General features: G+C 67.6%; 26 protein-coding genes. 19 read left to right on the top strand and 7 right to left on the bottom strand.

What is annotated here, in order from left to right:
- The first annotated feature begins 138 nt into the window (after positions 1-138).
- From J0F76_RS03545 to cysE, 13 genes are all read left to right on the top strand, one after another.
- Entirely contained in the window at positions 139-756 is a 618-nt protein-coding gene (locus J0F76_RS03545; protein ID WP_207465781.1) for a head-tail connector protein, read from the top strand.
- The gene (locus J0F76_RS03540) at positions 753-1,091 is read left to right on the top strand and encodes a head-tail adaptor protein (RefSeq protein ID WP_207465779.1); all 339 of its coding nucleotides are present in this window, start codon (positions 753-755) and stop codon (positions 1,089-1,091) included. The genes J0F76_RS03545 and J0F76_RS03540 overlap by 4 nt, the downstream gene beginning before the upstream one ends.
- Positions 1,088-1,507 carry a DUF3168 domain-containing protein gene (locus tag J0F76_RS03535; protein ID WP_207465777.1) on the top strand — a complete coding sequence of 140 codons (420 nt, stop codon included), beginning with the start codon at positions 1,088-1,090 and terminating at the stop codon, positions 1,505-1,507. The genes J0F76_RS03540 and J0F76_RS03535 overlap by 4 nt, the downstream gene beginning before the upstream one ends.
- 12 nt (positions 1,508-1,519) lie before the next feature.
- Positions 1,520-1,936 carry a phage major tail protein, TP901-1 family gene (locus tag J0F76_RS03530; RefSeq protein ID WP_207465775.1) on the top strand — a complete coding sequence of 139 codons (417 nt, stop codon included), beginning with the start codon at positions 1,520-1,522 and terminating at the stop codon, positions 1,934-1,936.
- Entirely contained in the window at positions 1,933-2,247 is a 315-nt protein-coding gene (locus J0F76_RS03525) for a gene transfer agent family protein (RefSeq protein WP_207465773.1), read from the top strand. Before J0F76_RS03530 ends, J0F76_RS03525 begins: the two co-directional genes overlap by 4 nt.
- Positions 2,244-2,504, top strand: coding sequence for a rcc01693 family protein (locus J0F76_RS03520; RefSeq protein ID WP_207465770.1), 261 nt, complete (start codon positions 2,244-2,246; stop codon positions 2,502-2,504). The genes J0F76_RS03525 and J0F76_RS03520 overlap by 4 nt, the downstream gene beginning before the upstream one ends.
- Positions 2,461-3,117: a phage tail tape measure protein gene (locus J0F76_RS03515; RefSeq protein ID WP_207465768.1), complete on the top strand. Its 657-nt coding sequence runs from the start codon at positions 2,461-2,463 to the stop codon at positions 3,115-3,117. The genes J0F76_RS03520 and J0F76_RS03515 overlap by 44 nt, the downstream gene beginning before the upstream one ends.
- A gap of 11 nt (positions 3,118-3,128) precedes the next feature.
- Positions 3,129-3,761 carry a DUF2460 domain-containing protein gene (locus tag J0F76_RS03510; protein ID WP_207465766.1) on the top strand — a complete coding sequence of 211 codons (633 nt, stop codon included), beginning with the start codon at positions 3,129-3,131 and terminating at the stop codon, positions 3,759-3,761.
- Positions 3,758-4,591 carry a DUF2163 domain-containing protein gene (locus J0F76_RS03505; protein WP_207465763.1) on the top strand — a complete coding sequence of 278 codons (834 nt, stop codon included), beginning with the start codon at positions 3,758-3,760 and terminating at the stop codon, positions 4,589-4,591. Before J0F76_RS03510 ends, J0F76_RS03505 begins: the two co-directional genes overlap by 4 nt.
- A complete protein-coding gene (locus tag J0F76_RS03500) occupies positions 4,584-5,012 on the top strand; it encodes an NlpC/P60 family protein (protein ID WP_207465761.1) in 429 nt (142 codons plus the stop codon). The genes J0F76_RS03505 and J0F76_RS03500 overlap by 8 nt, the downstream gene beginning before the upstream one ends.
- A gap of 21 nt (positions 5,013-5,033) precedes the next feature.
- Complete coding sequence (locus J0F76_RS03495; protein ID WP_207465759.1) at positions 5,034-8,918, top strand: baseplate multidomain protein megatron; 3,885 nt, start codon at positions 5,034-5,036, stop codon at positions 8,916-8,918.
- Complete coding sequence (locus tag J0F76_RS03490; RefSeq protein ID WP_207465757.1) at positions 8,908-9,618, top strand: DUF2793 domain-containing protein; 711 nt, start codon at positions 8,908-8,910, stop codon at positions 9,616-9,618. The genes J0F76_RS03495 and J0F76_RS03490 overlap by 11 nt, the downstream gene beginning before the upstream one ends.
- Before the next feature lie 72 nt (positions 9,619-9,690).
- Entirely contained in the window at positions 9,691-10,512 is an 822-nt protein-coding gene (cysE, locus tag J0F76_RS03485) for a serine O-acetyltransferase (RefSeq protein ID WP_207465755.1), read from the top strand.
- On the opposite strand, the gene J0F76_RS03480 is transcribed toward cysE, so the two are convergent.
- Positions 10,503-11,567 (bottom strand): quinone-dependent dihydroorotate dehydrogenase, encoded by a 1,065-nt coding sequence (locus tag J0F76_RS03480; RefSeq protein WP_207465753.1) that lies wholly within the window; start codon positions 11,565-11,567, stop codon positions 10,503-10,505. The genes cysE and J0F76_RS03480 overlap by 10 nt on opposite strands.
- Positions 11,564-11,899: a DUF952 domain-containing protein gene (locus tag J0F76_RS03475; RefSeq protein WP_207465751.1), complete on the bottom strand. Its 336-nt coding sequence runs from the start codon at positions 11,897-11,899 to the stop codon at positions 11,564-11,566. The genes J0F76_RS03480 and J0F76_RS03475 overlap by 4 nt, the downstream gene beginning before the upstream one ends.
- A gap of 131 nt (positions 11,900-12,030) precedes the next feature.
- Between J0F76_RS03475 and J0F76_RS03470 the strand changes: the two genes are divergently transcribed.
- Positions 12,031-13,632, top strand: coding sequence for a bifunctional metallophosphatase/5'-nucleotidase (locus J0F76_RS03470; RefSeq protein WP_207465749.1), 1,602 nt, complete (start codon positions 12,031-12,033; stop codon positions 13,630-13,632).
- A 36-nt stretch (positions 13,633-13,668) separates the two neighbouring features.
- On the opposite strand, the gene J0F76_RS20825 is transcribed toward J0F76_RS03470, so the two are convergent.
- The 3 genes from J0F76_RS20825 to hisB form a co-directional block, all read right to left on the bottom strand.
- Entirely contained in the window at positions 13,669-14,841 is a 1,173-nt protein-coding gene (locus J0F76_RS20825; protein ID WP_242689961.1) for a Hint domain-containing protein, read from the bottom strand.
- A 123-nt stretch (positions 14,842-14,964) separates the two neighbouring features.
- Positions 14,965-15,594, bottom strand: coding sequence for an imidazole glycerol phosphate synthase subunit HisH (hisH, locus tag J0F76_RS03460; RefSeq protein WP_207465747.1), 630 nt, complete (start codon positions 15,592-15,594; stop codon positions 14,965-14,967).
- A complete protein-coding gene (hisB, locus tag J0F76_RS03455) occupies positions 15,594-16,181 on the bottom strand; it encodes an imidazoleglycerol-phosphate dehydratase HisB (protein WP_207465746.1) in 588 nt (195 codons plus the stop codon). The genes hisH and hisB overlap by 1 nt, the downstream gene beginning before the upstream one ends.
- A 116-nt stretch (positions 16,182-16,297) precedes the next feature.
- On the opposite strand from hisB, the gene J0F76_RS03450 reads away from it, so the two are divergent.
- The 3 genes from J0F76_RS03450 (at position 16,298) to J0F76_RS03440 (ending at position 17,518) form a co-directional block, all read left to right on the top strand.
- Positions 16,298-16,792, top strand: a complete 495-nt coding sequence (locus tag J0F76_RS03450) for a hypothetical protein (RefSeq protein ID WP_207465744.1) — start codon at positions 16,298-16,300, stop codon at positions 16,790-16,792.
- Positions 16,793-17,155, top strand: a complete 363-nt coding sequence (gene zapA / locus J0F76_RS03445; protein WP_207465742.1) for a cell division protein ZapA — start codon at positions 16,793-16,795, stop codon at positions 17,153-17,155.
- Positions 17,156-17,260: 105 nt separating this feature from the next.
- Complete coding sequence (locus J0F76_RS03440; protein ID WP_242689960.1) at positions 17,261-17,518, top strand: hypothetical protein; 258 nt, start codon at positions 17,261-17,263, stop codon at positions 17,516-17,518.
- Here J0F76_RS03440 and J0F76_RS03435 read toward each other — a convergent pair.
- On the bottom strand, positions 17,496-18,269 hold the full coding sequence (locus J0F76_RS03435) for an alpha/beta fold hydrolase (RefSeq protein WP_207465738.1): 774 nt from the start codon (positions 18,267-18,269) through the stop codon (positions 17,496-17,498). The two genes, J0F76_RS03440 and J0F76_RS03435, sit on opposite strands and share 23 nt — an antisense overlap.
- A gap of 55 nt (positions 18,270-18,324) precedes the next feature.
- Between J0F76_RS03435 and J0F76_RS03430 the strand changes: the two genes are divergently transcribed.
- Together J0F76_RS03430 and J0F76_RS03425 are read left to right on the top strand one after the other, a co-directional pair.
- Positions 18,325-18,723, top strand: coding sequence for a hypothetical protein (locus J0F76_RS03430; protein WP_207465736.1), 399 nt, complete (start codon positions 18,325-18,327; stop codon positions 18,721-18,723).
- Positions 18,724-18,822: 99 nt separating this feature from the next.
- Positions 18,823-20,007: an MFS transporter gene (locus J0F76_RS03425; protein WP_207465734.1), complete on the top strand. Its 1,185-nt coding sequence runs from the start codon at positions 18,823-18,825 to the stop codon at positions 20,005-20,007.
- On the opposite strand, the gene J0F76_RS03420 is transcribed toward J0F76_RS03425, so the two are convergent.
- The gene (locus tag J0F76_RS03420) at positions 19,928-20,686 is read right to left on the bottom strand and encodes a DUF599 domain-containing protein (protein WP_207465732.1); all 759 of its coding nucleotides are present in this window, start codon (positions 20,684-20,686) and stop codon (positions 19,928-19,930) included. The two genes, J0F76_RS03425 and J0F76_RS03420, sit on opposite strands and share 80 nt — an antisense overlap.
- Between the last annotated feature and the right edge of the window lie 36 nt (positions 20,687-20,722).

Raw genomic sequence — 20,722 nt, 5'->3', positions numbered from 1 at the left:
GGCTTTGCAACTGTCCGCGCGTGCTGATGGCTGGCGCGGGGGCGCGGTCTTTCCCGTCTTGATGCAACGACAAGGCCCGGCACGGGCGGGCCTTGCCCCGATGATGACGAGCGGACAGCAAGACGGGAGGTTCGCGAGATGATGCTGATCGAGGAAACGGCGCCTGCGGCCGAGGCGCTGCCTGTCGCGGCGCTGCGCGAGCATTTGCGGCTTGGAACGGGTTTCGAGATTGCGGACGACACTGCCGAAGACGCGGCCCTGGCGGGCTTTCTGCGCGCCGCGATCGCGACGATCGAGGCGCGCACCGGCAAGGTGCTGCTGACGCGGCGGTTCCGGATGCAACTGGACGATTGGCGCGACAGGCTGGGCCAGACCCTGCCCTTGGCGCCGGTCACGCGGGTCGACAAGATCGAGATCGACGACGGCATGGGGACGGTGACCGAGATCCCGCCCGAGAACTGGCGGCTTTTGCCGCATGGGCAGCGGCCGATGATCCTGCCGGCGGGGGTGATCCTGCCGCATGTGCCGCGCCTGGGGCTGGTCAACGTCACCTTCACGGCAGGCTTCGGCGAGACCTGGACAGCGGTGCCCGCCGATCTGGCGCAAGCGGTCCTGATGCTGGCGGCGCGATACTATGAGGATCGCGGCCAGGACAGCGCCAGGGGCGCCATGCCCTTCGGCGTCAGCGCCCTGATCGAGCGATGGCGGCAGGTCCGCACCCTGGCAGGACGCGGTGCGCGCGAGGCACGGCGATGAGCGTGCCGCGCTTGAATGTCCCGCTGGAGCTGGAAGGCTCGGCCCGGCAGGACGACGGGATGGGCGGGTATCGCGTGGTCTGGCAGCGGATCGGCCGGCTTTGGGCCGAGATGAAGGCGCAGGCGGGACAGGAGCGGGGCGCCGAGGTCGGTCCCGAAAGTGTCGTGTCCTGGCGGATCACCGTGCGGGGGGCCAGGGCCGGCGACCCCAGGCGACCGGCGGCGGGACAAAGGCTGCGGATGGGTTCGCGGCTGTTTGCCATCGAGGCGGTGGCCGAGCGTGATGCGTCCGGGCTGTGGCTGACCTGCTTTGCCCGAGAGGAGGAACAGGCATGAGCTATGTGGCAAGCGTCGCCCTGCAGGGGGCGGTCTATCAGCATCTGCGCGCCGACGGTGCGCTGCTGGATCTGGTGGGCGATGCGATCTTCGACGCCATGCCGGTCGAGTCGCCCGCGGGGGTCTACGTCTCGCTTGGTCCCGAGGAGGTTCGGGATGCGGGCGACATGACGGCGGCGGGTTCGCGGCATGATTTTGTCGTGTCGGTTCTGTCGGGCGCAGGGCAGGGCGGGGGCTTCGCGGCGGTCAAGACCGCTGCCGCCGCCGTCGCCGAGGCGCTGGACCAGGCGCAGCTGAGCTTGAGCAAGGGGCGGCTGACCGCCCTGTGGTTCCTGCGCGCACGGGCGCGTCGGGTGGAAAACGGTGCCGCGCGGCGGGTCGACCTGACCTTTCGCGCGCGGATTGATCTGGGCTGAGGAGTAGGGCCAATGGCGGCACAGAATGGACGCGATCTGCTGATCAAGATGGACATGACCGGGGACGGGGCCTTCGAGACCATTGCGGGTCTTCGCGCATCCCGCCTGTCGTTCAACGCCGAGACGGTCGATGTGACCAGTCTGGAAAGCGAGGGCGGCTGGCGCGAGCTGCTGGGCGGGGCGGGCGTGCGCAGCGCCTCGATTTCCGGGTCGGGGGTGTTTCGGGATGCGAACACCGACGGGCGGGCGCGGCAGATCTTCTTTGACGGAGAGGTGCCCCGGTTCCAGGTGGTGATCCCGGATTTCGGCACGGTCGAAGGCCCGTTCCAGATCACCGCGCTGGAATATGCGGGCAGCTATAACGGCGAGGCAACCTATGAGGTGACGATGGCTTCGGCCGGTGCGCTGACCTTCGTGGCGCTGCCATGACGAACCCGCTGCGCGGAGAGGTCGAGGTGGTGCTGGACGGCACGGCGCATGTCGCCCGGCTGACGCTGGGCGCCCTGGCCGAGCTGGAGCATGACCTGGGCGAAGACAGCCTGATGGCGATTGCCGCGCGGTTCGAGGCGGGCCGCTTCAGCAGCCGCGACGTGCTGGCGGTGCTGGTGGCGGGCCTGCGTGGCGGCGGTTGGCGCGGCACGGCGGCCGATCTGCTGACGGTCGAAATCGGCGGCGGGCCGGTTGCCGCGGGTCGCGCCGCCGCCGAGCTTCTGGCGCGGGCGTTCCGGATCGCCGCATGAGCGGCGGCCTGGACTGGCCGGGCCTGATGCGGGCCGGGATGCGCGGCCTGGGGCTGCGCCCGGATCAGTTCTGGGCGCTGACGCCCGCCGAACTGGCGCTGATGCTGGGCATCGAGGCGGGTCCGCCCGCCATGACGAGGGGCCGGTTGGCCGAACTGGCCGCGCGCTATCCCGACCGGCCAAGGGAAATATCTGGACAAGGGGCGAGGGGCGATGGCCAACAAGGACGGGTTCAGTTCGACGCTGGACGATCTTGACGAGGGCTTCAGCAGCACCAGCCGCATGACCGCCGCCTTCGAGGCGGAGTTGGAGCGGTTGCGGCAATCGGTGATGATGACCGCGCGCGAGGTGGGCTCGCTGAGCAGCGGCATCGAGGGCGGGCTGCGGCGCGCCTTCGACGGGCTGGTCTTCGACGGCGAGAAACTGTCCGAGGCGCTGAAGGGCATCGGCCGGTCGATCGCGGACACGGTTTTCTCGATGGCGATGAAGCCGGTCGAAAATGCCTTGGCCGGATCGCTGGCGCAGGGCATCGGTGGTGTGATGGCAGGCGCGATGCCCTTTGCCAATGGCGGGGCTTTCGTGCAGGGCCGCGTGATGCCCTTTGCCAAGGGCGGCGTCGTCAGCCAGCCCGTGCATTTTCCCATGCGCGGCGCCACCGGCCTCATGGGCGAGGCCGGCCCCGAGGCGATCATGCCGCTGCGGCGCGGTGCCGATGGCAGGCTTGGCGTTGCGGCGGCCGGGGGCGGGTCGCGCCCGACGAACGTCACGATCAACGTCTCCACCCCGGATGTCGCGGGATTCCAGCGCAGCCAGTCGCAGATCGCCGCGCAGCTTGGCCGCGTGCTGGCGCGCGGCGAACGCAATAGCTGAGAGGACCGGTCATGGCATTTCACGAGGTAAGATTTCCGGCGAACCTGTCCTTCGGGTCCGTCGGCGGGCCTGAGCGGCGGACCGAGATCGTGGCCTTGGCCAGCGGGTTCGAGGAACGCAACACCCCCTGGGCGCACGCCCGCCGCCGCTATGACGCGGGGATGGGCTTGCGGTCGCTGGACGACCTGTCGGCCCTGGTCGCGTTCTTCGAGGCGCGGGCCGGGCAGTTGCACGGGTTCCGCTGGAAGGACTGGTCGGACTATAAAAGCTGCCTGCCCTCGCGCGCGCCTTCCTTCGACGATCAGGTGATCGCGTCGGGGGACGGCGTGACGAAGGTTTTCCATTTGACCAAGGCCTATTCCTCGGGTCCGGGCAGCTATGCGCGGCCGATCAGCAAGCCGGTCAGGGATTCCGTGCGGGCGGGTATCGGCGGGAACGAGGTGTTTCCCGGCACGCATTACACGGTCGATCACGCATGGGGCGTGATCGCCTTCGTGGACGCGCCCGAGCCGGGAGCCGAGGTCACAGCGGGTTTCGAGTTCGACGTGCCGGTGCGGTTCGATACCGATCGCATCGCCGTTTCCGTCGCGTCCTTCCAGGCGGGCGAGATGCCTGCCATTCCGGTGATCGAGGTGCGGGTATGACGGCGACGACGATCGCTCGCGCCTGGATGGTTCGGCGCGCGGACGGGATGGTGCTGGGCTTTACCGACCATGATGCCGTGCTGAGTTTCGAGGGTATTCGGTTCCGGCCGGATCATGGCATGTCCGCGCGGGCACTGGTGCAGGCAACGGGGCTGTCGGTGGACAACTCGGAAGCCGAGGGCGCGCTTTCCGACGATGCCATCACGGAAATGGACGTGCTGGCGGGCCGCTGGGATGGCGCCGACGTCAAGATGTGGGAGGTGGACTGGACCGACCTGTCCGCCAGGCGGCTTGTATTCGCAGGCAGCCTTGGCGAGATCGCGCGGTCGCAAGGCGCCTTCCGCACCGAGCTTCGCGGGTTGTCGGAACCCCTGAACGCCGCCAGGGGCCGGGTATTCCACCCCCGCTGCTCCGCACGGTTGGGGGATGGTTCCTGCAAGCTGGCGCTGGCGAACGAGACGTTCAGGACCGAAGCCGTCCTGGCCGGGATCGAAGAGGAGCGCATCCTGCATTTTGCGGGCTTTCCAGCCTATGAAGCCGGGTGGTTCGAACGGGGCAGCCTGCTGGTCCTGACGGGCGGGGCAGAGGCTTTGGGCGGGACCGTCAAGAATGACACCGCGCTGCCCGGTGGCGGTCGCAAGATCGAACTTTGGCAGGGCTTGGGCATATCGCCCCTGCCGGGCGACCAGATCAGGCTGACGGCGGGCTGCGACAAGCGGGCGCTGACCTGCCGCGACAAGTTCAGGAACCTGGTCAATTTCCGCGGCTTTCCCCATCTGCCGTCCGAGGACTGGATCATGGCCCCGCAAGCCGGAGGGCGCCATGGCTGAGGACGTTGTCGCCATTGCCACGGCCTGGATCGGCACGCCTTACCAGCACCAGGCCAGCGTCAAGGGCGTTGCCTGCGATTGCCTGGGGCTGATCCGCGGCGTCTGGCGCGAGCGTTATGCCAGCGAGCCGGAAGCACCGCCCCCCTACACGGCGGATTGGGGAGAGGGCGGCGGGCAGGAGATGCTGCTAGCCGCCGCGCTTCGCCATCTTGTGCCGGTGGACCGGGGCGCCGCGATGCAGCCAGGCGATGTCCTGCTGTTCCGAATGCGGGCCGGTGCGGTCGCCAAGCACCTGGGCATCCTGTCGCGCGACGGCGGCGCGCCGCGCTTCATCCATGCCTATAACGCCCATGGCGTCATCGACAGCCCGTTGACGACCCCTTGGCTGAACCGGATCGCTGCCCGGTTCCGCTTTCCCTAAATCCAGACATAGGAGGCCATCATGGCGACCATCGTGCTGTCCGCCGTAGGGGCGTCGATTGGCGGAAGCTTCGGCGGCGCGGTTCTTGGCCTGTCGGGCGCGGTCATCGGTCGTGCGGTCGGGGCGACGGTTGGCCGCGTCATCGACCAGAAGCTGCTGGGCAGCGGATCGCGGGCGGTGGAAACCGGCAGGATCGACCGCCTGCGCCTGCAGACGGCGGGCGAGGGCGCACCGATCCCGCGCGTCTGGGGGCAGATGCGGCTGCCGGGCCATGTCATCTGGGCCTCTCCGCTGGAGGAGATCGCGCGATCCGAGGATGCGGGCGGCAGCAAGGGCTCGCCCCGGTCGAAGGTCACGCAGATCAGCTATCGCCTGTCGGTCGCGCTTGCCCTGTGCGAGGGGCGCATCCTCGGCGTCGGGCGGGTCTGGGCGGATGGCGAGGAGATCGCGGCCGACGACCTGAACATGCGCGTCTATCACGGCGACGAGGCGCAGCAGCCCGATCCCGCCATCGCCGCGCACGAGGGGGATCTGGCGCCCGCCTATCGCGGCCTGGCCTATGTGGTGCTTGAGGACCTGAACCTGGAACCCTGGGGCAACCGGATGCCCCAGCTTAGCTTCGAGGTGACGGCCCCCGCGCAGGATGGCAGCGGCTTGTGCCGCGACGTGCGGGCGGTGGCGCTGATCCCCGGAACGGGAGAGTATTCGCTGGCAACCACCCCGGTCAATCAGGATCTGGGCCTGGGCGAGTTGCGCTCGACCAATGTGAACACGCCGATGGGCGGGACGGACTTCACGGCCTCGATGAACATCCTTGGGCGCGAACTGCCGAATGTCGGCTCGGTGTCCATGGTCGTGTCCTGGTTCGGCAGCGACCTGCGCATCAACCGCTGCACCGTGCAGCCCAAGGTAGAGCAACGCGAGATCGACGGTGCCGAGATGCCCTGGTCCGTGGCGGGCGTCGGTCGTGAAGCGGCGGTTCAGGTGGCGCGGGTCAACGACCGTCCGATCTATGGCGGCACGCCCGCCGATCAGGCGGTGGTCGAGGGGTTGCGGGCCATCGCGGCATCGGGCCGGAAGGCGATCTTCTATCCCTTCATCCTAATGGAGCAGCTTGCGGGCAACAAGCTGCCCGATCCCCATGGCGCGGATGAACAGCCGGTCATGCCGTGGCGCGGCCGGGTCACGACCTCGGTCGCGCCGGGAAGGGCCGGGTCGGTCGATGGAACCGCCGCGGCTGCCGTGGAAGTCGCCGCGTTCTTCGGCGCCGCCGCATTGAGCGATTTCGTGCGCGACGGCGACACCGTGCGCTACAACGGGCCGGACGAATGGTCCTATCGCCGGTTCATCCTGCATTACGCCCATCTATGCGCGGCAGCGGGCGGGATCGATGCCTTCCTGATCGGGTCCGAGATGGTGGGCATGACCCAGATCCGCGGCGCGGGGAACAGCTATCCTGCCGTGCAGCAGCTGTGCCGCCTGGCCCAGGATGTGCGCCAGATCCTGGGTCCGTCGGTCAAGATCGGCTATGCGTCCGACTGGTCGGAGTATTTCGGCCATCATCCCGGTGGCGGAGAGCTGTTCTTCCACCTGGACCCATTGTGGGCGCATCCCGACATCGACTTCATCGGCATCGACAACTACATGCCGCTGTCCGACTGGCGGGATGGCGACGATCACCTGGACGCCCATTGGGGCCGCATCGGCAACCCCGCCTATCTGGAAGCCAATGTCTGCGGGGGCGAGGGCTTCGACTGGTATTATGCCAGCGATGCCGACCGCGATGCGCAGGTCCGCACGCCGATCACGGACGGCACCTATGACGAGGCGTGGGTCTGGAAATACAAGGACCTGAAAAGCTGGTGGCAGAACCTGCATTACGACCGGCCTGACGGGGTGCGGTCACGGCAGGCGACCGCCTGGGTGCCGGGGTCGAAGCCGATCTGGTTCACGGAATACGGTTGTGCGGCCCTGGACAAGGCGACCAACCAGCCGAACAAGTTCCTGGACGCGATGAGTTCGGAAAGCACGCTGCCCCATTATTCGAATGCGCAGCGCGACGACGCGATCCAGGCGGCCTATGTTCAGGCGGTCACAAGCTATTGGTCGAAGCCTGCCAACAATCCTGCAATGGCGGACGGGCGGCGGATGCTGGATCTGGACCGCGCGCATGTCTGGTGCTGGGACGCGCGACCTTATCCGGCCTTTCCCGGACGGCCGGACCTGTGGTCGGACGGTCCTGCCTGGCAGCGGGGGCATTGGCTGAACGGCCGCGCCGGATCGGTGATGCTGGCCTCGGTCATCGGCGACATCTGCCGCGAGGCTGGCGTGGGCACATTCGACACCAGCCAGGTGACGGGCGTCGTTCGCGGCTTCCATGTCAGCGGCGGAGAAACGGGGCGTGCCGCCTTGCAGCCGCTTCTGCTGGCCCATGGCATCGACGCGGTCGAGCGCGACGGCTGCCTGCGGTTCCTGCCGCGCGATGGCCGGATCAAGCGCGAGTTGGGACCCGAGCATCTGGCGGTGGCTGAGGAGGTCGGCGGTTTTGAAACCGTCCGGCAGGCACAGGCGGAGCTGTCGGGGCGCCTGCGTCTGACCCATGTCGAGGCGGGAGGCGACTACACGACCGCCACAGCCGAGGCCAGCTTAGCCGACAGCGACGGCAACACGGTCAGCGACAGCGAATTCGCGATGTCGCTGACACGGGCGGAAGGCCGGGCCATGGCGGAACGGTGGCTGGCGGAGGCGGTCGTTTCGCGCGATACCGCGCGGTTCGCGCTGCCGCCCTCGGCCACCGATCTGGGTCCGGGGGACGTGATCCGCATGGATGACGGTCGCGCCGAGCCGAAGCGCTGGCGCATCGACCGGGTCGAGCGTGCGGGCGCGATCACCGTGGATGCGGTGCGTGTCGAGCCTGGCATCTATCTTCCCGCAGTCACGAACGAGGACGACGGGATCATCAGCCGCTATACCCCGACGCTGCCGGTCTGGTCATTGTTCATGGACCTTCCGCTGCTGAAGGGGGACGAGCAGCCGCACGCACCTTGGCTGGCCGCGACGGCAAAGCCCTGGCCCGGCTTGGTGGTCGCCTATTCCTCGGTCGAGAGCGACGGCGGGTTCGAGTTGAACACGACGCTGACGAAGCGGGCGTTCATCGGTCGGACCGAGACACCGTTGCATCGCGCAAGGCCGGGCGTCATCGACCGGGGCGCCCCGCTGCGCATCCGCATCAAGGATGCGTCGCTGAGATCGGTCGGAATGAAGGCTCTGCTTGCCGGCTCGAATGTCCTGGCGATCGGCGACGGCTCGATGGAGAACTGGGAGATCATCCAGTTTGCCAGGGCGGTGCCGGTCGAGAAGGACCTGTGGGAGATCGGTGAAAGACTGCGCGGACAGGCCGGCACTGACGGCATCATGCCTGAGGTCTGGCCCAAGGGAAGCATCGCCGTGCTGCTGGACGGCGCGCCCCGGCAGGTAAGCCTTCCGCCTTCGGCCCGCGGGCAGGAACGGTTCTGGCGCATCGGACCTGCGCGGCGGCCCTTCGACGATCCGAGCTATCGCGGCCAGGCTACCGAGGCACGCGGCATCGGGCTGCGGCCTTACGCTCCGTGTCATTTGCGTGTCGAAGGACGGACCGTGACCTGGTTCCGCCGCAGCCGTGTCGATGGCGACGGGTGGGAGGGCGCGGACATCCCGCTGGGCGAGGTTCGCGAACGCTACCGAATTCGGCTCGTGCAGGGTGGTGCTGTCCTGCACGAGGCCGATGTGGGCATGGCCGAGTATTCCATCCCCGAACAGGTCTGGAGCGCTGCCCATCAGGGCGGTGCTTTCACCGTGGCCGTGGCCCAGCTGTCTGATCAGTTCGGCGCAGGCCCCTATGCCAAGAGGATCTTCAATGTCGAATGAAACCATGCGCCTGCAATTGCCGTTGCTGCAGGCCGCCCAGGCCCAGAAGCATGTCACCCTCAACGAGGCGCTGATGCGGCTGGATGGCCTGGCCAATGCCGTTCTGGAAAGCGTCTCGGTTCCGACGCCGTCGGCAACGGTGATCGATGGGCAGTGTTGGGGCGTCCCGCAGGGCGCGTCCGGTGCGTGGGCGGGGCAGGCAGGGCGCATCGCTGTCGGCGCGAATGGCGGCTGGGTGTTTGCCACGCCGTATCGCGGAATGCGCGCCTTTGTCGCCGACAAGGGCGTCGAGGCGGTCTTCGATGGTCAGGCGTGGTTTGGCGGCGTGGCGACCCTCGGCCTCATGGGATCGGGCTTGGCCTTCGGCATGACCGAGGGCGAGGTGACAGTTTCGGCAGGGACGGTGTTCGACACTGGCATCGCCATTCCGGCAGGCGTCATGGTCATCGGGGCGGTCGCGCGGGTGACCCAGACCATCACCGGGACCTTGCAGACCTGGCGCCTTGGCACCGCCGGCGCGGACAACCGGTTTGGCCAGGGTCTGGGCAAGGGCGCAGGGTCATGGGCGCGGGGAATGCTGGGTGCGCCCATGGCCTATTATTCCGGCGCGAACCTGATCATGACGGGCGAGGGCGGCACGTTTGCGGCTGGAAAGCTGAAGCTGGCGGTCCACTGGATGGAATTGCGCCTGCCGGACTGACGCCCCGCGCTTTCCCCCGCCGCCGCTTCGCGCTAAGAAGGGTGCAAGACTGGCGCGGAACCTGACATGACCATGCAAGGCACCAAACAGAACCTGGGGCTTGATCGCGATGCGATCTGGTCGCAGCTGGGCGACGAAGCACGAGCGGCGGTTCGGGACGAGCCGCTGCTTGGCGCGCTGATCCATGCCGGGCTGCTGCATCATCCCAGCCTGGAAGGGGCATTGGCCTATCGCTTTTCGCTGAAGCTCGCCAGCGGCGAGATGAGCGAACAGATCCTGCGCGAGATCGCCGATCAGGCCTATCGGACCTCGCCCGAACTGGGCGACGCTGCCCGCGCCGATCTGATGGCGGTTTATGACCGCGATCCGGCAACCCATCGGCTGTTGCAGCCGGTCCTGTTCTACAAGGGGTTCCAGGCGCTGCAGGCCTATCGCATGGCGCATTGGCTTTGGCAGCAGGGGCGCCGCGACATGGCTTATTTCGTGCAGATGCGCTGCTCGGAATGTTTCGGTGTGGACATCCATCCGGCGGCGGTGATCGGGACGGGCGTGATGATCGACCACGCCCATTCCATCGTGATCGGCGAGACCGCCGTCGTCGGCAACGACGTGTCCATGCTGCATTCGGTGACGCTTGGCGGTACCGGCAAGGAAGATGGCGACCGGCATCCCAAGATCGGCGACGGGGTTCTGATCGGGGCGGGGGCCAAGGTGCTGGGCAACATCCGCATCGGCCACCATTCGCGCATTGCCGCCGGGTCGGTGGTCCTGCACGAGGTTCCGTCCTGCAAGACCGTGGCAGGCGTGCCTGCGCGGGTGATCGGTGACGCGGGATGTTCCGAACCCTCGCACAGCATGAATCAGTTGCTGGGATTGGGCGAGGACTACCTCTGAGCCCAATCGGCCGCGCCGCTGCCGCGCAACTGCCCCAGCGTCGTGTTCTCGGCGTCCAGGCGGTTGTCCAGGTCCGTTGCGATCCGTGATGCAAGCGAAAAGCCCTGGTAGATGAGGGCCGAATAGATCTGCACCGCGCTGGCGCCAGCCCGGATCTTTTGCCACGCATCATCGGCCGAGGCTATGCCGCCCACCCCGATCAGGGGGATGGTGCCGCCTGTTGCCTGATACAGCCGGGCGAGAACTCTGGTCGCACGTTCGAACAGCGGACGGCCCGACAGGCCGCCCGTCTGGGCTGCGTGGGGGCTGGACAGGCCATCCCGCGACAGGGTGGTGTTGGTCGCGATGATGCCATCAACGCGGCAATCGGCCGCGACTGCGGCAATGTCGGCGATCTCGCTGTCGTTCAGGTCGGGGGCGATCTTCAGGAAGACCGGCCGTCGCCGGGGCAGCCGGTCGCGCGCCTGAAGCACGCCTTGCAGAAGCGCGGCCAGGGCCTCCGCACCTTGAAGATCGCGCAGCCGCTCGGTGTTGGGCGAGGAGACGTTGACCGTCAGGAAATCCGCCGAGGCTCCGGCTATGTCGACAACGGCTGCGAAGTCGGCGGCGCGATCATCGCTGTCCTTGTTTGCGCCGATGTTCAGGCCGACCGGGATACCCGCAGGTCGTGCGGCCATCCGGGATGCGATGATATGCGCGCCTTCGTTGTTGAAGCCGAACCGGTTGATGATCGCCTGATCCTCGGTCAGGCGGAACAGGCGCGGTTTGGGATTGCCGGGCTGCGGGCGAGGGGTTGCGGCACCCAGTTCGACAAAGCCGAAGCCGGCCCGCATCAGGGGCGCGACAGCCCTTGCGTTCTTGTCATAGCCGGCAGCCAGCCCCACCGGATTCGGCAGTTCCAGTCCTGCAAGCGTGGTACGAAGCCTGTCCGACGTGACCGGCAGCCCAGGCAGGGGCACAAGGCCCAAGGACAAGGCGCGGATCGACAGGTCATGGGCCGTTTCCGGGTCAAGCCTGTGCAATCCCGCCAAGCCCATCTTTTCCAAAAGCTTCATTCCAGCGGTCCCGTCTGATGGCCATGATCGTCCCGGGCGATGTCGCGCGACCATGCGATGTCATCCAGCCTCAGCGGACGATAGAGATGCGGAAACAGGTCGCCACCGCGCGACGGCTCCCACCGAAGGTCATCGCCAAGGCGCGCGGCATCGCAGGCCAGCAGCGTCAAATCCTTCTCGGCCGCGAAGTGCCTGGAGAGGGTTGTCGCCAGTTGCCCCGCCGTCGAGAAATGCACGAAGCCATCGGCCAGATCGACCGGGGCACCCTGGGTCAGACCGTCCGCCTGAAGCTGCGCCCATTCGGCCGCGCGAAGAACCTTGTAGATCATCATGGCCCGGCTTTTGCCCTTGGCCGATGCAGCCGGTCAAGTCATCCCTTGCCAAGATTCCGTCATTTGACCCTTGGGGCGGGCTGCGCCACTCTCGGCGTCGATCAGTCCCTTGGACCAGAAAGGAATCACCGATGGCATTCCGCCTTTTGACAGCCGTCTCTGCTGCGGCGCTGTTCGCGGGCTCGGCACAGGCCGAAACGGTGCTGCATGTCCTTCACACCAACGACCTTCACAGCCGGATCGAGGCGATCAACGAATACGACAGCACCTGCGACCAGGAGGCCAAGGACGCCGGCGAATGCTTCGGCGGCGTTGCCCGCGTGGCCGCGAAGGTCAAGGAACTGCGGGACAAGATCCGTGCGGAAGGCGGCAACGTCATCGTTCTGGATGCCGGAGATCAGTATCAGGGATCGCTGTTCTACATGACCTACAAGGGCAAGGACGTGGTCGAGTTCATGACGGCCATCGGCTATGACGCCATGGCGGTCGGCAACCACGAGTTCGACGACGGACCCGAGGGCTTGGCCGTGCTTGCCGACGGGGTCGGTTTTCCGGTCGTGTCGGGCAACCTCGACCTGTCGCAGTCCAACGTGCTCAAGGGCAAGGTCGAGAATGTCGTCACCCTGGATATCGGCGGCGAGAAGATCGGCATCGTGTCCGCCCTCGCCATGGACACGCCCGAGACGGCCTCGCCCGGCCCGAGCGTCATCTTCCAGGACGACATCGAAAGCCTCAAGGCCGATGTGCAGGAGCTGACCGACCAGGGCGTGAACAAGATCATAGCCCTGACCCATGTCGGCTATCTGCGTGACCAGGATTTCGCCAAGGAGGTCCCCGGGATCGACGCGATCATCGGCGGGCATTCCCACACGCTTCTGGGCGACATGGAAAAGGCCGAGGGGCCCTATCCCACGATGGTCGCCGGGCCTGACGGGACTGAGGTGCCGATCGCCACGGCCTATGCCTATTCCAAGTACCTGGGCCACCTGACGTTGACCTTTGACGACAACGGCAAGCTGACGAAGGCCGAAGGCCAGCCCATCCTGCTTGACAATTCCGTGCCCGAGGACGAGGCCATCGCCGCCCGCGTCACCGAAATGGCCGCGCCTATCGAGGAGCTTCGCCAGAGGGTCGTTGCCGAAACCGCCGCCCCGATTGACGGCGACCGCACCAGTTGCCGGGCCAGGGAATGCGAGATGGGCAACCTCGTGGCCGAGGCGATGCTGGATCGCGTCAAGGACCAGGGCATGAGCATCGCCATTGCCAACGGGGGTGGATTGCGTGCCTCGATCGACCAGGGGCCGGTCTCCATGGGCGAGGTTTACACCGTCCTGCCCTTCCAGAACACGCTGGCGACGTTTCAGTTGAAGGGCGCGGACGTCATTGCCGCGCTCGAGAACGGAGCCAGCCAGTACGAGGAAGGCGCCGGCCGTTTCGCGCAGGTTGCCGGATTGAAGTACACTGTCGATCCCAAGGCCGAAGCGGGCCAGCGGATCAGCGAGGTCATGGTCATGGCGGACGGCCAGTGGAAGCCCATCGATCCGGCCGCCACCTATGGCGTCGTGTCGAACAACTACATGCGCTCGGGCGGCGACGGCTATGACGTGTTCGAAACCAAGGCGCAGAATGCCTACGACTTCGGGCCGGATCTGGCCGAGGTTGTGGCGGCCTATTTGGGCGCGCAGGAAAGGGCGTATCAGCCCGCCCTCGACGGCCGCATCACTGTCAAGTGAATCACGAGGCCCCCGGTCCGGCCGGGGGCCCGCGCCTTACAGCGCCTCGATCAGGCAGCGCTTTCCGATGTTGCGCTGCTGGCGTTCCGCGAGTTGCCGCGCCTCGCGCCCGGTCAGCAGGCGGCGGGCAGGCGCCGGGGGCGTGCCCTGCGCCAGTTCGGGGAACAGCGTCATGATCTCCCGGCGCGCGGCCTCGCTGACGGCTTTCAGCGCCTGCGCACCGGTATAAAGGCTTTCGGACCAAGCACCGTTCGACAGGACGATCTCGTGACGGTCGAACAGCAGGTGGAAATAGGTGATCCCGTCGGGCGGGGACATGACCTCGATGTCCGGTAGTCCGACAAGATGCTTGGCGGCAACCAGGAATTCATTGTCCCGGAACAGGCGGTACGCGATGCGCGACCGGACCAGAATCCTGTGCTGCGGCGATACCAGAAGATCGCGGTCCGGACTGCCCGCGCCAAGCGCGTCCTTGCGGATCAGGATCGGGCGCAGGTTCGGCCGCAGTTCCAACCCCTCGGGCGAGACATGGGCGCTGCCCTGCCAGCGCAGCGGCTGAGCACCGTGGTCCCGCGTCAGGACCGGATCGCCGGCCCGCAGATGTTCCACCGCACGTGGCCCGGCCGGGGTCTGGATGATCGTGCCCGCCGCGAAGCAGGTCACGTCCCTTGCAGCGGGCGGGGCATAGGCAACGGCGTCGTAGGTGCGCGAGACGGGTTGGTAGCCATTATACGTGTAGGAGTTCGACAGGCTGAAGACGGGATAGCTGCCGTCCGACCGTGCCACCGGCATCAGCAGGACCGAATAGCGTCCGCCCAACTCGTCGCCGGTCTCATTGACCTTCAGCGTGCGGGGAAACAGGGCCAGGAAGCTGTCACGGGTGCCGTCGGCGTTCTGGACCGCATTCTGGATCGTGGTGACGGAGTGGAAGGACATCCGCGTGCCTGCCGGCGTGGGCGCGGAATTGTTGCCGAAGATCACCGGCTCTGTCAGGGTCTGCCCGCTCGGGTCGGGGGCATAGCGGCCGCTCTGGAAACTGTTGTCGCCGTCCTCGTCGCTGATCTTCACCGTCGTCAGCACGGCGCCCGGCATGGCGATGGCTCCCCCGGTTGGCACATTCGTCCACGGAGCCTGCGTCGGGGCCTCGGTACCGGTGCCGGCCGTGGTGATGCGCTGACTGACCGTCAGCATCGTGAACTCGTAATCCATACGCCTTCGCCCCGCACATGCTGTGAACGGCCGGCGTCGCGGCCGTCAGGCGATGTGATAGCGGCATCAGGTTAACGAGGTGTTAACGATCGTTCACGGATGATGAACAGCCTCGCGAACCCGTCACGGGTTCCAGCGCAGGAAGTTCGCAATCAGCCGCAGCCCGACCGCCTGCGATTTCTCGGGGTGGAACTGGGTCCCAACGATGTTGTCCCGGCCCACGACCGCGGTGACCGGCCCGCCATAGTCCACATGCGCCAGCAGGTGCGCCGGATCGGCCACCTGGAACTGCCAGCTGTGGACGAAATACGCGTGATCGCCCGTGGCGATGCCGTCAAGGACCGGGTGCGGGCGGTCGATGACCAGGTCGTTCCAGCCCATGTGCGGCACCTTCAGCCCCGGCGCAGCGATCGCCTTGACCTCTCCTCCGATCCAGTCGAGCCCCGCCGTCTGGCGATACTCGTGCCCGGTTGTCGCAAGCATCTGCATCCCGACGCAAATCCCCATGAAGGGGACGCCCCGCGCCAGCACCGCCTCGCGCAGGGCCTCGGCCATGCCGTCCACCTCGCCCAGGGCGGTGCGGCAGGCGGGAAAGGCGCCGTCGCCCGGCAGAACGATCCGGTCGGCCCTGGCCGCGACCTCGGGGTCCGGAGTCACGATGATATCGGCGTCCGCATCGCGGCCCGCCAGCTGAAACGCCTTTTCCGCCGAATGCAGGTTTCCGCTGTCATAGTCGATCAACGCGACCCGCATCACAGCGCCCCCTTGGTCGAGGGCAGGACGCCCGCCATGCGCGGATCGGGCTCGACCGCCTCGCGCAGCGCACGGGCCACCGCCTTGAAGGCGGCCTCGGCGATGTGGTGGCTGTTGATGCCGTGGATGCGGTCCACATGCAGCGTGATGCCGCCATGGGTGGACAGGGCCTGGAAGAACTCGCGCACCAACTGGGTGTCGAAGGTGCCGATCTTCTCGGTCGGGAAATCGACGTTCCACACCAGGAAGGGCCGCGCCGACAGGTCCAGCGCCGCGCGCACCAGCGAATCATCCATCGCCAGCAGAAAGCTGCCATAGCGGCGGATGCCCTTCTTGTCCCCAAGCGCGCGGACCAGCGCCTGGCCGATGGCGATGCCCGTGTCCTCGACCGTGTGATGGTCGTCCACATGCAGGTCGCCCTTGGCGCGGATCGTCAGGTCGATCAGCGAATGGCGCGACAACTGGTCCAGCATGTGGTCGAAGAAGCCAACGCCCGTCTGGTTGTCATAGACGCCGGTGCCGTCGAGGTTCAGGGCGACCTCGATCTGCGTCTCGGCAGTGGTGCGGGTGATGGTGGCTTCGCGCATGGGATGTCCTTTCGTCGCCCGCCTTATAGGATGCGGCGTGCGACACGCCAAGTCGCAGGCTTGTCACGAGGCGGAGGCAATGCCACAACCAGGGGAACGCCAAGAAAGGACCGCCGATGAGCGACATCTCTGTCAGCGAGCGCCGCCTCAGTGCCGCCCTGGACCGCATCGACCGGCTGCTGGAGCGGGGCGGCTTTCCTGCCGCGTCGTCGGGGCCTGACCTGCGGGCCGAACTGGATGCGGCCCATGCGCAGATTGCGGCGCTGACGGAACAACTTTCCAGGCAGGGGGACGGTCCCGCCCTGGCCGAGCAGGCGGCCCGCCTGGCTGCGGCCAATGACGAACTGGCGGCGGCGAACCGCGCCCTGATCCAGGCGGCATCGGGCGACAGCGATCGCGTCGAGGCGGTCAGCGTTGCCCTTGAGGCCGAGATCGAGGCGCTTCGCGCCGCCCGCGCCGCCGAGGCTGCCCAGCTGAGCACCCTGCTGGCCGAGGTCGAGCGCCTGCTTGCCGAGAACGAGGGCAGCGCCGCCACGCCCGAGATCGCCGGCGATGCCGGTGGCATTCCCGAGGATGCTTACGACGGCGACGCGCAGGAAGGGGGACGATAGATGGCCGAGGTCGATTTCATCATCGGACACAAGGAATACCGTGTCGCTGCCCAGGACGGAGAGGAACGGCTGCTGCAGCGCGCCGCCGCCCTTCTGGATACCGAGGCCCAGCAGATCCTGTCGCAAGCGGGCCGCACGCCCGAGCCGCGGCTGCTGCTGCTGGCCGGGCTGATGCTGGCCGACCGGGTCGCCACCCTGGAGGAGCGTGCCGAAAAGGCCGAGCGTCACCTGAACCGGCTGCAGGCCAATCCCACGCGGGTCGAGGTTCCGGTGATCCCCTCCGATCTGAAGGAAGCGATGGCCGAGCTGGCCGCGCGCGCCGAGTCCCTGGCCGACCGTCTGGAAGAGCAGGGCGGGCGTTAACCGGGCCTTGAGGTTTTGCATGGCATCAAGGTGGCCATGCGTAGCCTTGGCCTTCTTCTGCTTCTATGCGCCTGTGCGACCCCGTCGCCACGGATGATGGGGGCCGTGCGCCATGACATCCGCCTGCACGGCATGGACTTCGCGGTCTTTCACAAGGACGACCGGGCCGAGGTGGTGCGGACAAGCTTTGTCGCCCGGCCCGAGCCTCATCAGATCCACGCGCTGATGGTGCGGGCGGCGGCGCAGACGACCGGCTGCGCCGTCATTCCCGACAGCATCGCCACCAGGGTTCCCGGCGATCCCGGCGTCGCGACCTTCGATCTCGACTGCTGGGGAACCCTCAGCCGTCGCCCAGGTAGCTGACGAGGATCTGCGCCACCGCCTCGGGTGCGTCTGCATGAAGCCAGTGACCGGCACCCTTGACCCGCACCACCCGCGCCTGCGGAAAGTGATCGCGCAGCGCAGCCTGGCCTGCCTCGGTCACGTAATCCGACCGCTCGCCGGCAACCTCCAGGACCGGGCCATCGAAGGCGCCCCTGGGCAGCCCCCCGGGCCAGCCGACCAGGTTGTCCATCTGGTCGCGCAAGGCAGGCAGGTTCAGCCGCCAGGTCTTCGGCTGCGCCTTCAGGTCCAGCGACTGCAGCAGGAAGGCGCGGGTGCCGGAATCCTCGACCTGATCCGCCAGGGCGGCATCGGCGGCGCTGCGGCGGTCGACGGCGCCTAGGTCCAGCCACTCCATCGCGTCGATCAGTGCCGTCTGCGAATGGCCATAGGCGACCGGCGCGATATCCAGAACCGCCAGCTTGCGCACGATGCCGGGATGGGTCAGCGCCAGCACCATCGCCGCCTTGCCGCCCATCGAATGCCCGACCAGATCGACACACCCGCCGAGGCCTGCGACCGTTTCGGCCAGATCGCCCGCCAGGGCCGGATAGCTGTGGTCGGGATCGTGGAAGCTGTCGCCATGGTTGCGCATGTCCACGGTCACGACGCGCCGCCGTTCCGCCAGCCTGCGGGCCAGCGCGCCAAGGTTGCGCCCCTGGCCGAACAGGCCGTGGACCAGAAGAACCGGTAGGCCGTCGCCGTCCCCGAAGCTTTGGTGATTCAGTTTCATGCCGTTGATCCTAGAGCGTCTGGCGCGGGCCTGCCAGTGCGGCTACACTGCCCCCATGACCCGCAGCGCAACCGGACCCGACGATATCCGCGACATGGCCGACGAGGTGTCCCGCCTCCTCGCCGCCCGCTTCGGCGGCGCCCGGCGCGGCGAACGCCCGCCGCTGCACGTCATGCTGCGCCGCCGGGGCGGGGCCCTGCCGCGACGCCTTCGCAGGCAAGCCCTTGCGCTGGCCCAGGCCGACCAGCTGTCCGCGCAGCCCAAGATCGCCCGCCAGCTGGATCTGGCCGGCCTGTCGCGCGCTTATCAAGCCCTGACCGCGCATCTTCAGCCCCTGGGTGAGTTGTCGCGCTGGCAGGGCAGGGCAATCGGCTTTGCGGCCTCGGTCGCGTTCGGCCTGCTTGTTCTTGCGGCGGCGGTTGTCTGGATCATGCTTCGCCGCGGCCATCTCTGAGAGTTGCATTTCGTGCAGGACAGGTCTACTGCGCGGTGGCTTGCTTCTGCTGCGCTGCAGCGGGATGTTAGGGCAACCACCCACAGGAACGCGCGCGCCATGTCTGAGAACGGTAACCTCCGCTATGCCATTCTGGCACTGGCCCTTGGCGCGTTTGCCATCGGCACGTCGGAATTCGCGGCCATGGGGCTGTTGCCCTATTTCGCCGGCGACCTTGCCATCACCGAACCCCAGGCGGGCCATGTCATCAGCGCCTATGCCCTGGGCGTGGTGATCGGCGCGCCGCTGACCTCGATCATGGGTGCGCGGCTGCCGCGCCGCCGCTATCTGGCCGCCCTGATGGCCTTCTATGGCGTGATGAACATCGCCGCCGCCGTGCTGCCCGGTCTGGCCGCGCTGACCGCGATGCGCTTCCTGGCGGGCCTGCCGCATGGCGGCTTCTTGGGCGTCGCGATGCTCTATGCCGCCGACGCCCTGCCGCGCGAACACCGGGCAAGGGGCGCCGCGCAGGTCATCATGGGCCTGACCGTCGCCAACATCGTCGGCGTGCCGCTGGCAGGATGGCTGGGCCAGAGCGTCGGCTGGCGATGGGGCTTCGCGCTGCCGGGCTTCATCGCGCTGCTGTCGGCCTGGCTGATCCTGAAGGTCGCCCCGCGCGTCGGCGGCAACCCGGATGCGCGCCCCTGGGACGAACTGCAGGCCCTGCGCAACCCGCGCGTCCTGTGGCTGCTGGCCGTGGGAGCCGTGGGCTTCGGCGGCTTCTTCGCCGTCTATGCCTTCCTGACCGCCGCGATGATCGCCACGACCCAGGCCCCAGCCTACGCGATCCCGCTGGCGCTTGGCGTCTTTGGCGTCGGCGGCACCCTGGGCACCTGGGTCGCCGGCAGGCTGACCGAGCGTGTGGGCCAGATCCGCGCGGCCTACATCAGCCTGGCCGCGATGGCCGCGACGCAGGGCTTTGCCTCGCTGGCGGTCGGCAATTGGCAGATGATGGTGCTGTCATCCTTCCTGCTGGCGGCGGGGGCGGGGCTGGTGATCCCGTTGCAGACGCGGCTGATGGATGTCGCGGGCCGCGCGCAGAACATGGCCGCCGCCATGAACCACGCGGCCTTCAACGCCGCCAACGCGTTGGGGCCGTTCCTGGCCGGTCTGGCGCTGACGGCGGGCTGGGGCTGGGCCTCCAGCGGCTATGTCGGCATCGCGCTTACCGCTGCGGGGGCCTTGGTTTTGACGATGGCGGTCTGGCATGATCGGGCAAGCGGGGCGGTGGCAGACTGCGCATGATGACCTGCCTGGACGTCGAGGCGAACTCTCGTCGCCAGGTCACGAACAGCACCACGGCGGTGCCCAGCATCAGCACCCAGGGTCCCGCCAGCCATCCCAGCGACCCCAGCGCGAAGTAGACGCTGCGCAGCCCCGCGTTGAAGCTGCGCGCGGCGGTGATGTTCAGGTCCGCCGCCTGCATGGCGCGGTCGCGCGTCATGGCATCTTCGGGGTCGTTCGGAACCGCCGCCATCATGATCGCGCAATAGCCGAACAGCCGGTGCGACCAGACGAATTTCAGGAAGGCGTTGACGACGAAGAACATCGTCACCAGCAGCTTCAGTTCCCACAGGATGTTGCCGCCCTCCAGGGCCAACTCCTCGGCCAGGCCGCGCAACTGGTCGGTGTTGCCGATCAGCGCCAGGATGCCCCCCGTGGCGATCATGCAGGCCGAGGCGAAGAAGGCCGTGCCCTCCCGCAGGCTGGCCAGGATGTTGCCGTCGAAGATCCGGGGGTCGCGGGTGATGAAATGCAGCATCCATTCGCGCCGGAACCGCGTCATCAGCACCGACACCGACGGCTTTCCGGCGGGCGGCCGTTCCGTGAACCAGCCGATGCCGAACCAGACGGCGAACAGCAGGGTCAGGGCCGCAAGATCGGCCGGCGGAATGCGGGCGGGAAGCACGAACTGGATATCCATGCGTCCGGTGTAGGGTGCTCCGATCCGGCTTGAAAG

Origin of the sequence: Paracoccus fontiphilus (assembly GCF_017356265.1) — a bacterium.
In the GTDB taxonomy this organism is placed as follows: Bacteria; Pseudomonadota; Alphaproteobacteria; order Rhodobacterales; family Rhodobacteraceae; genus Paracoccus; species Paracoccus fontiphilus.
Note: the sequence above shows the minus strand (reverse complement) of the source record. Positions and strands in the feature narration are given on the sequence as shown.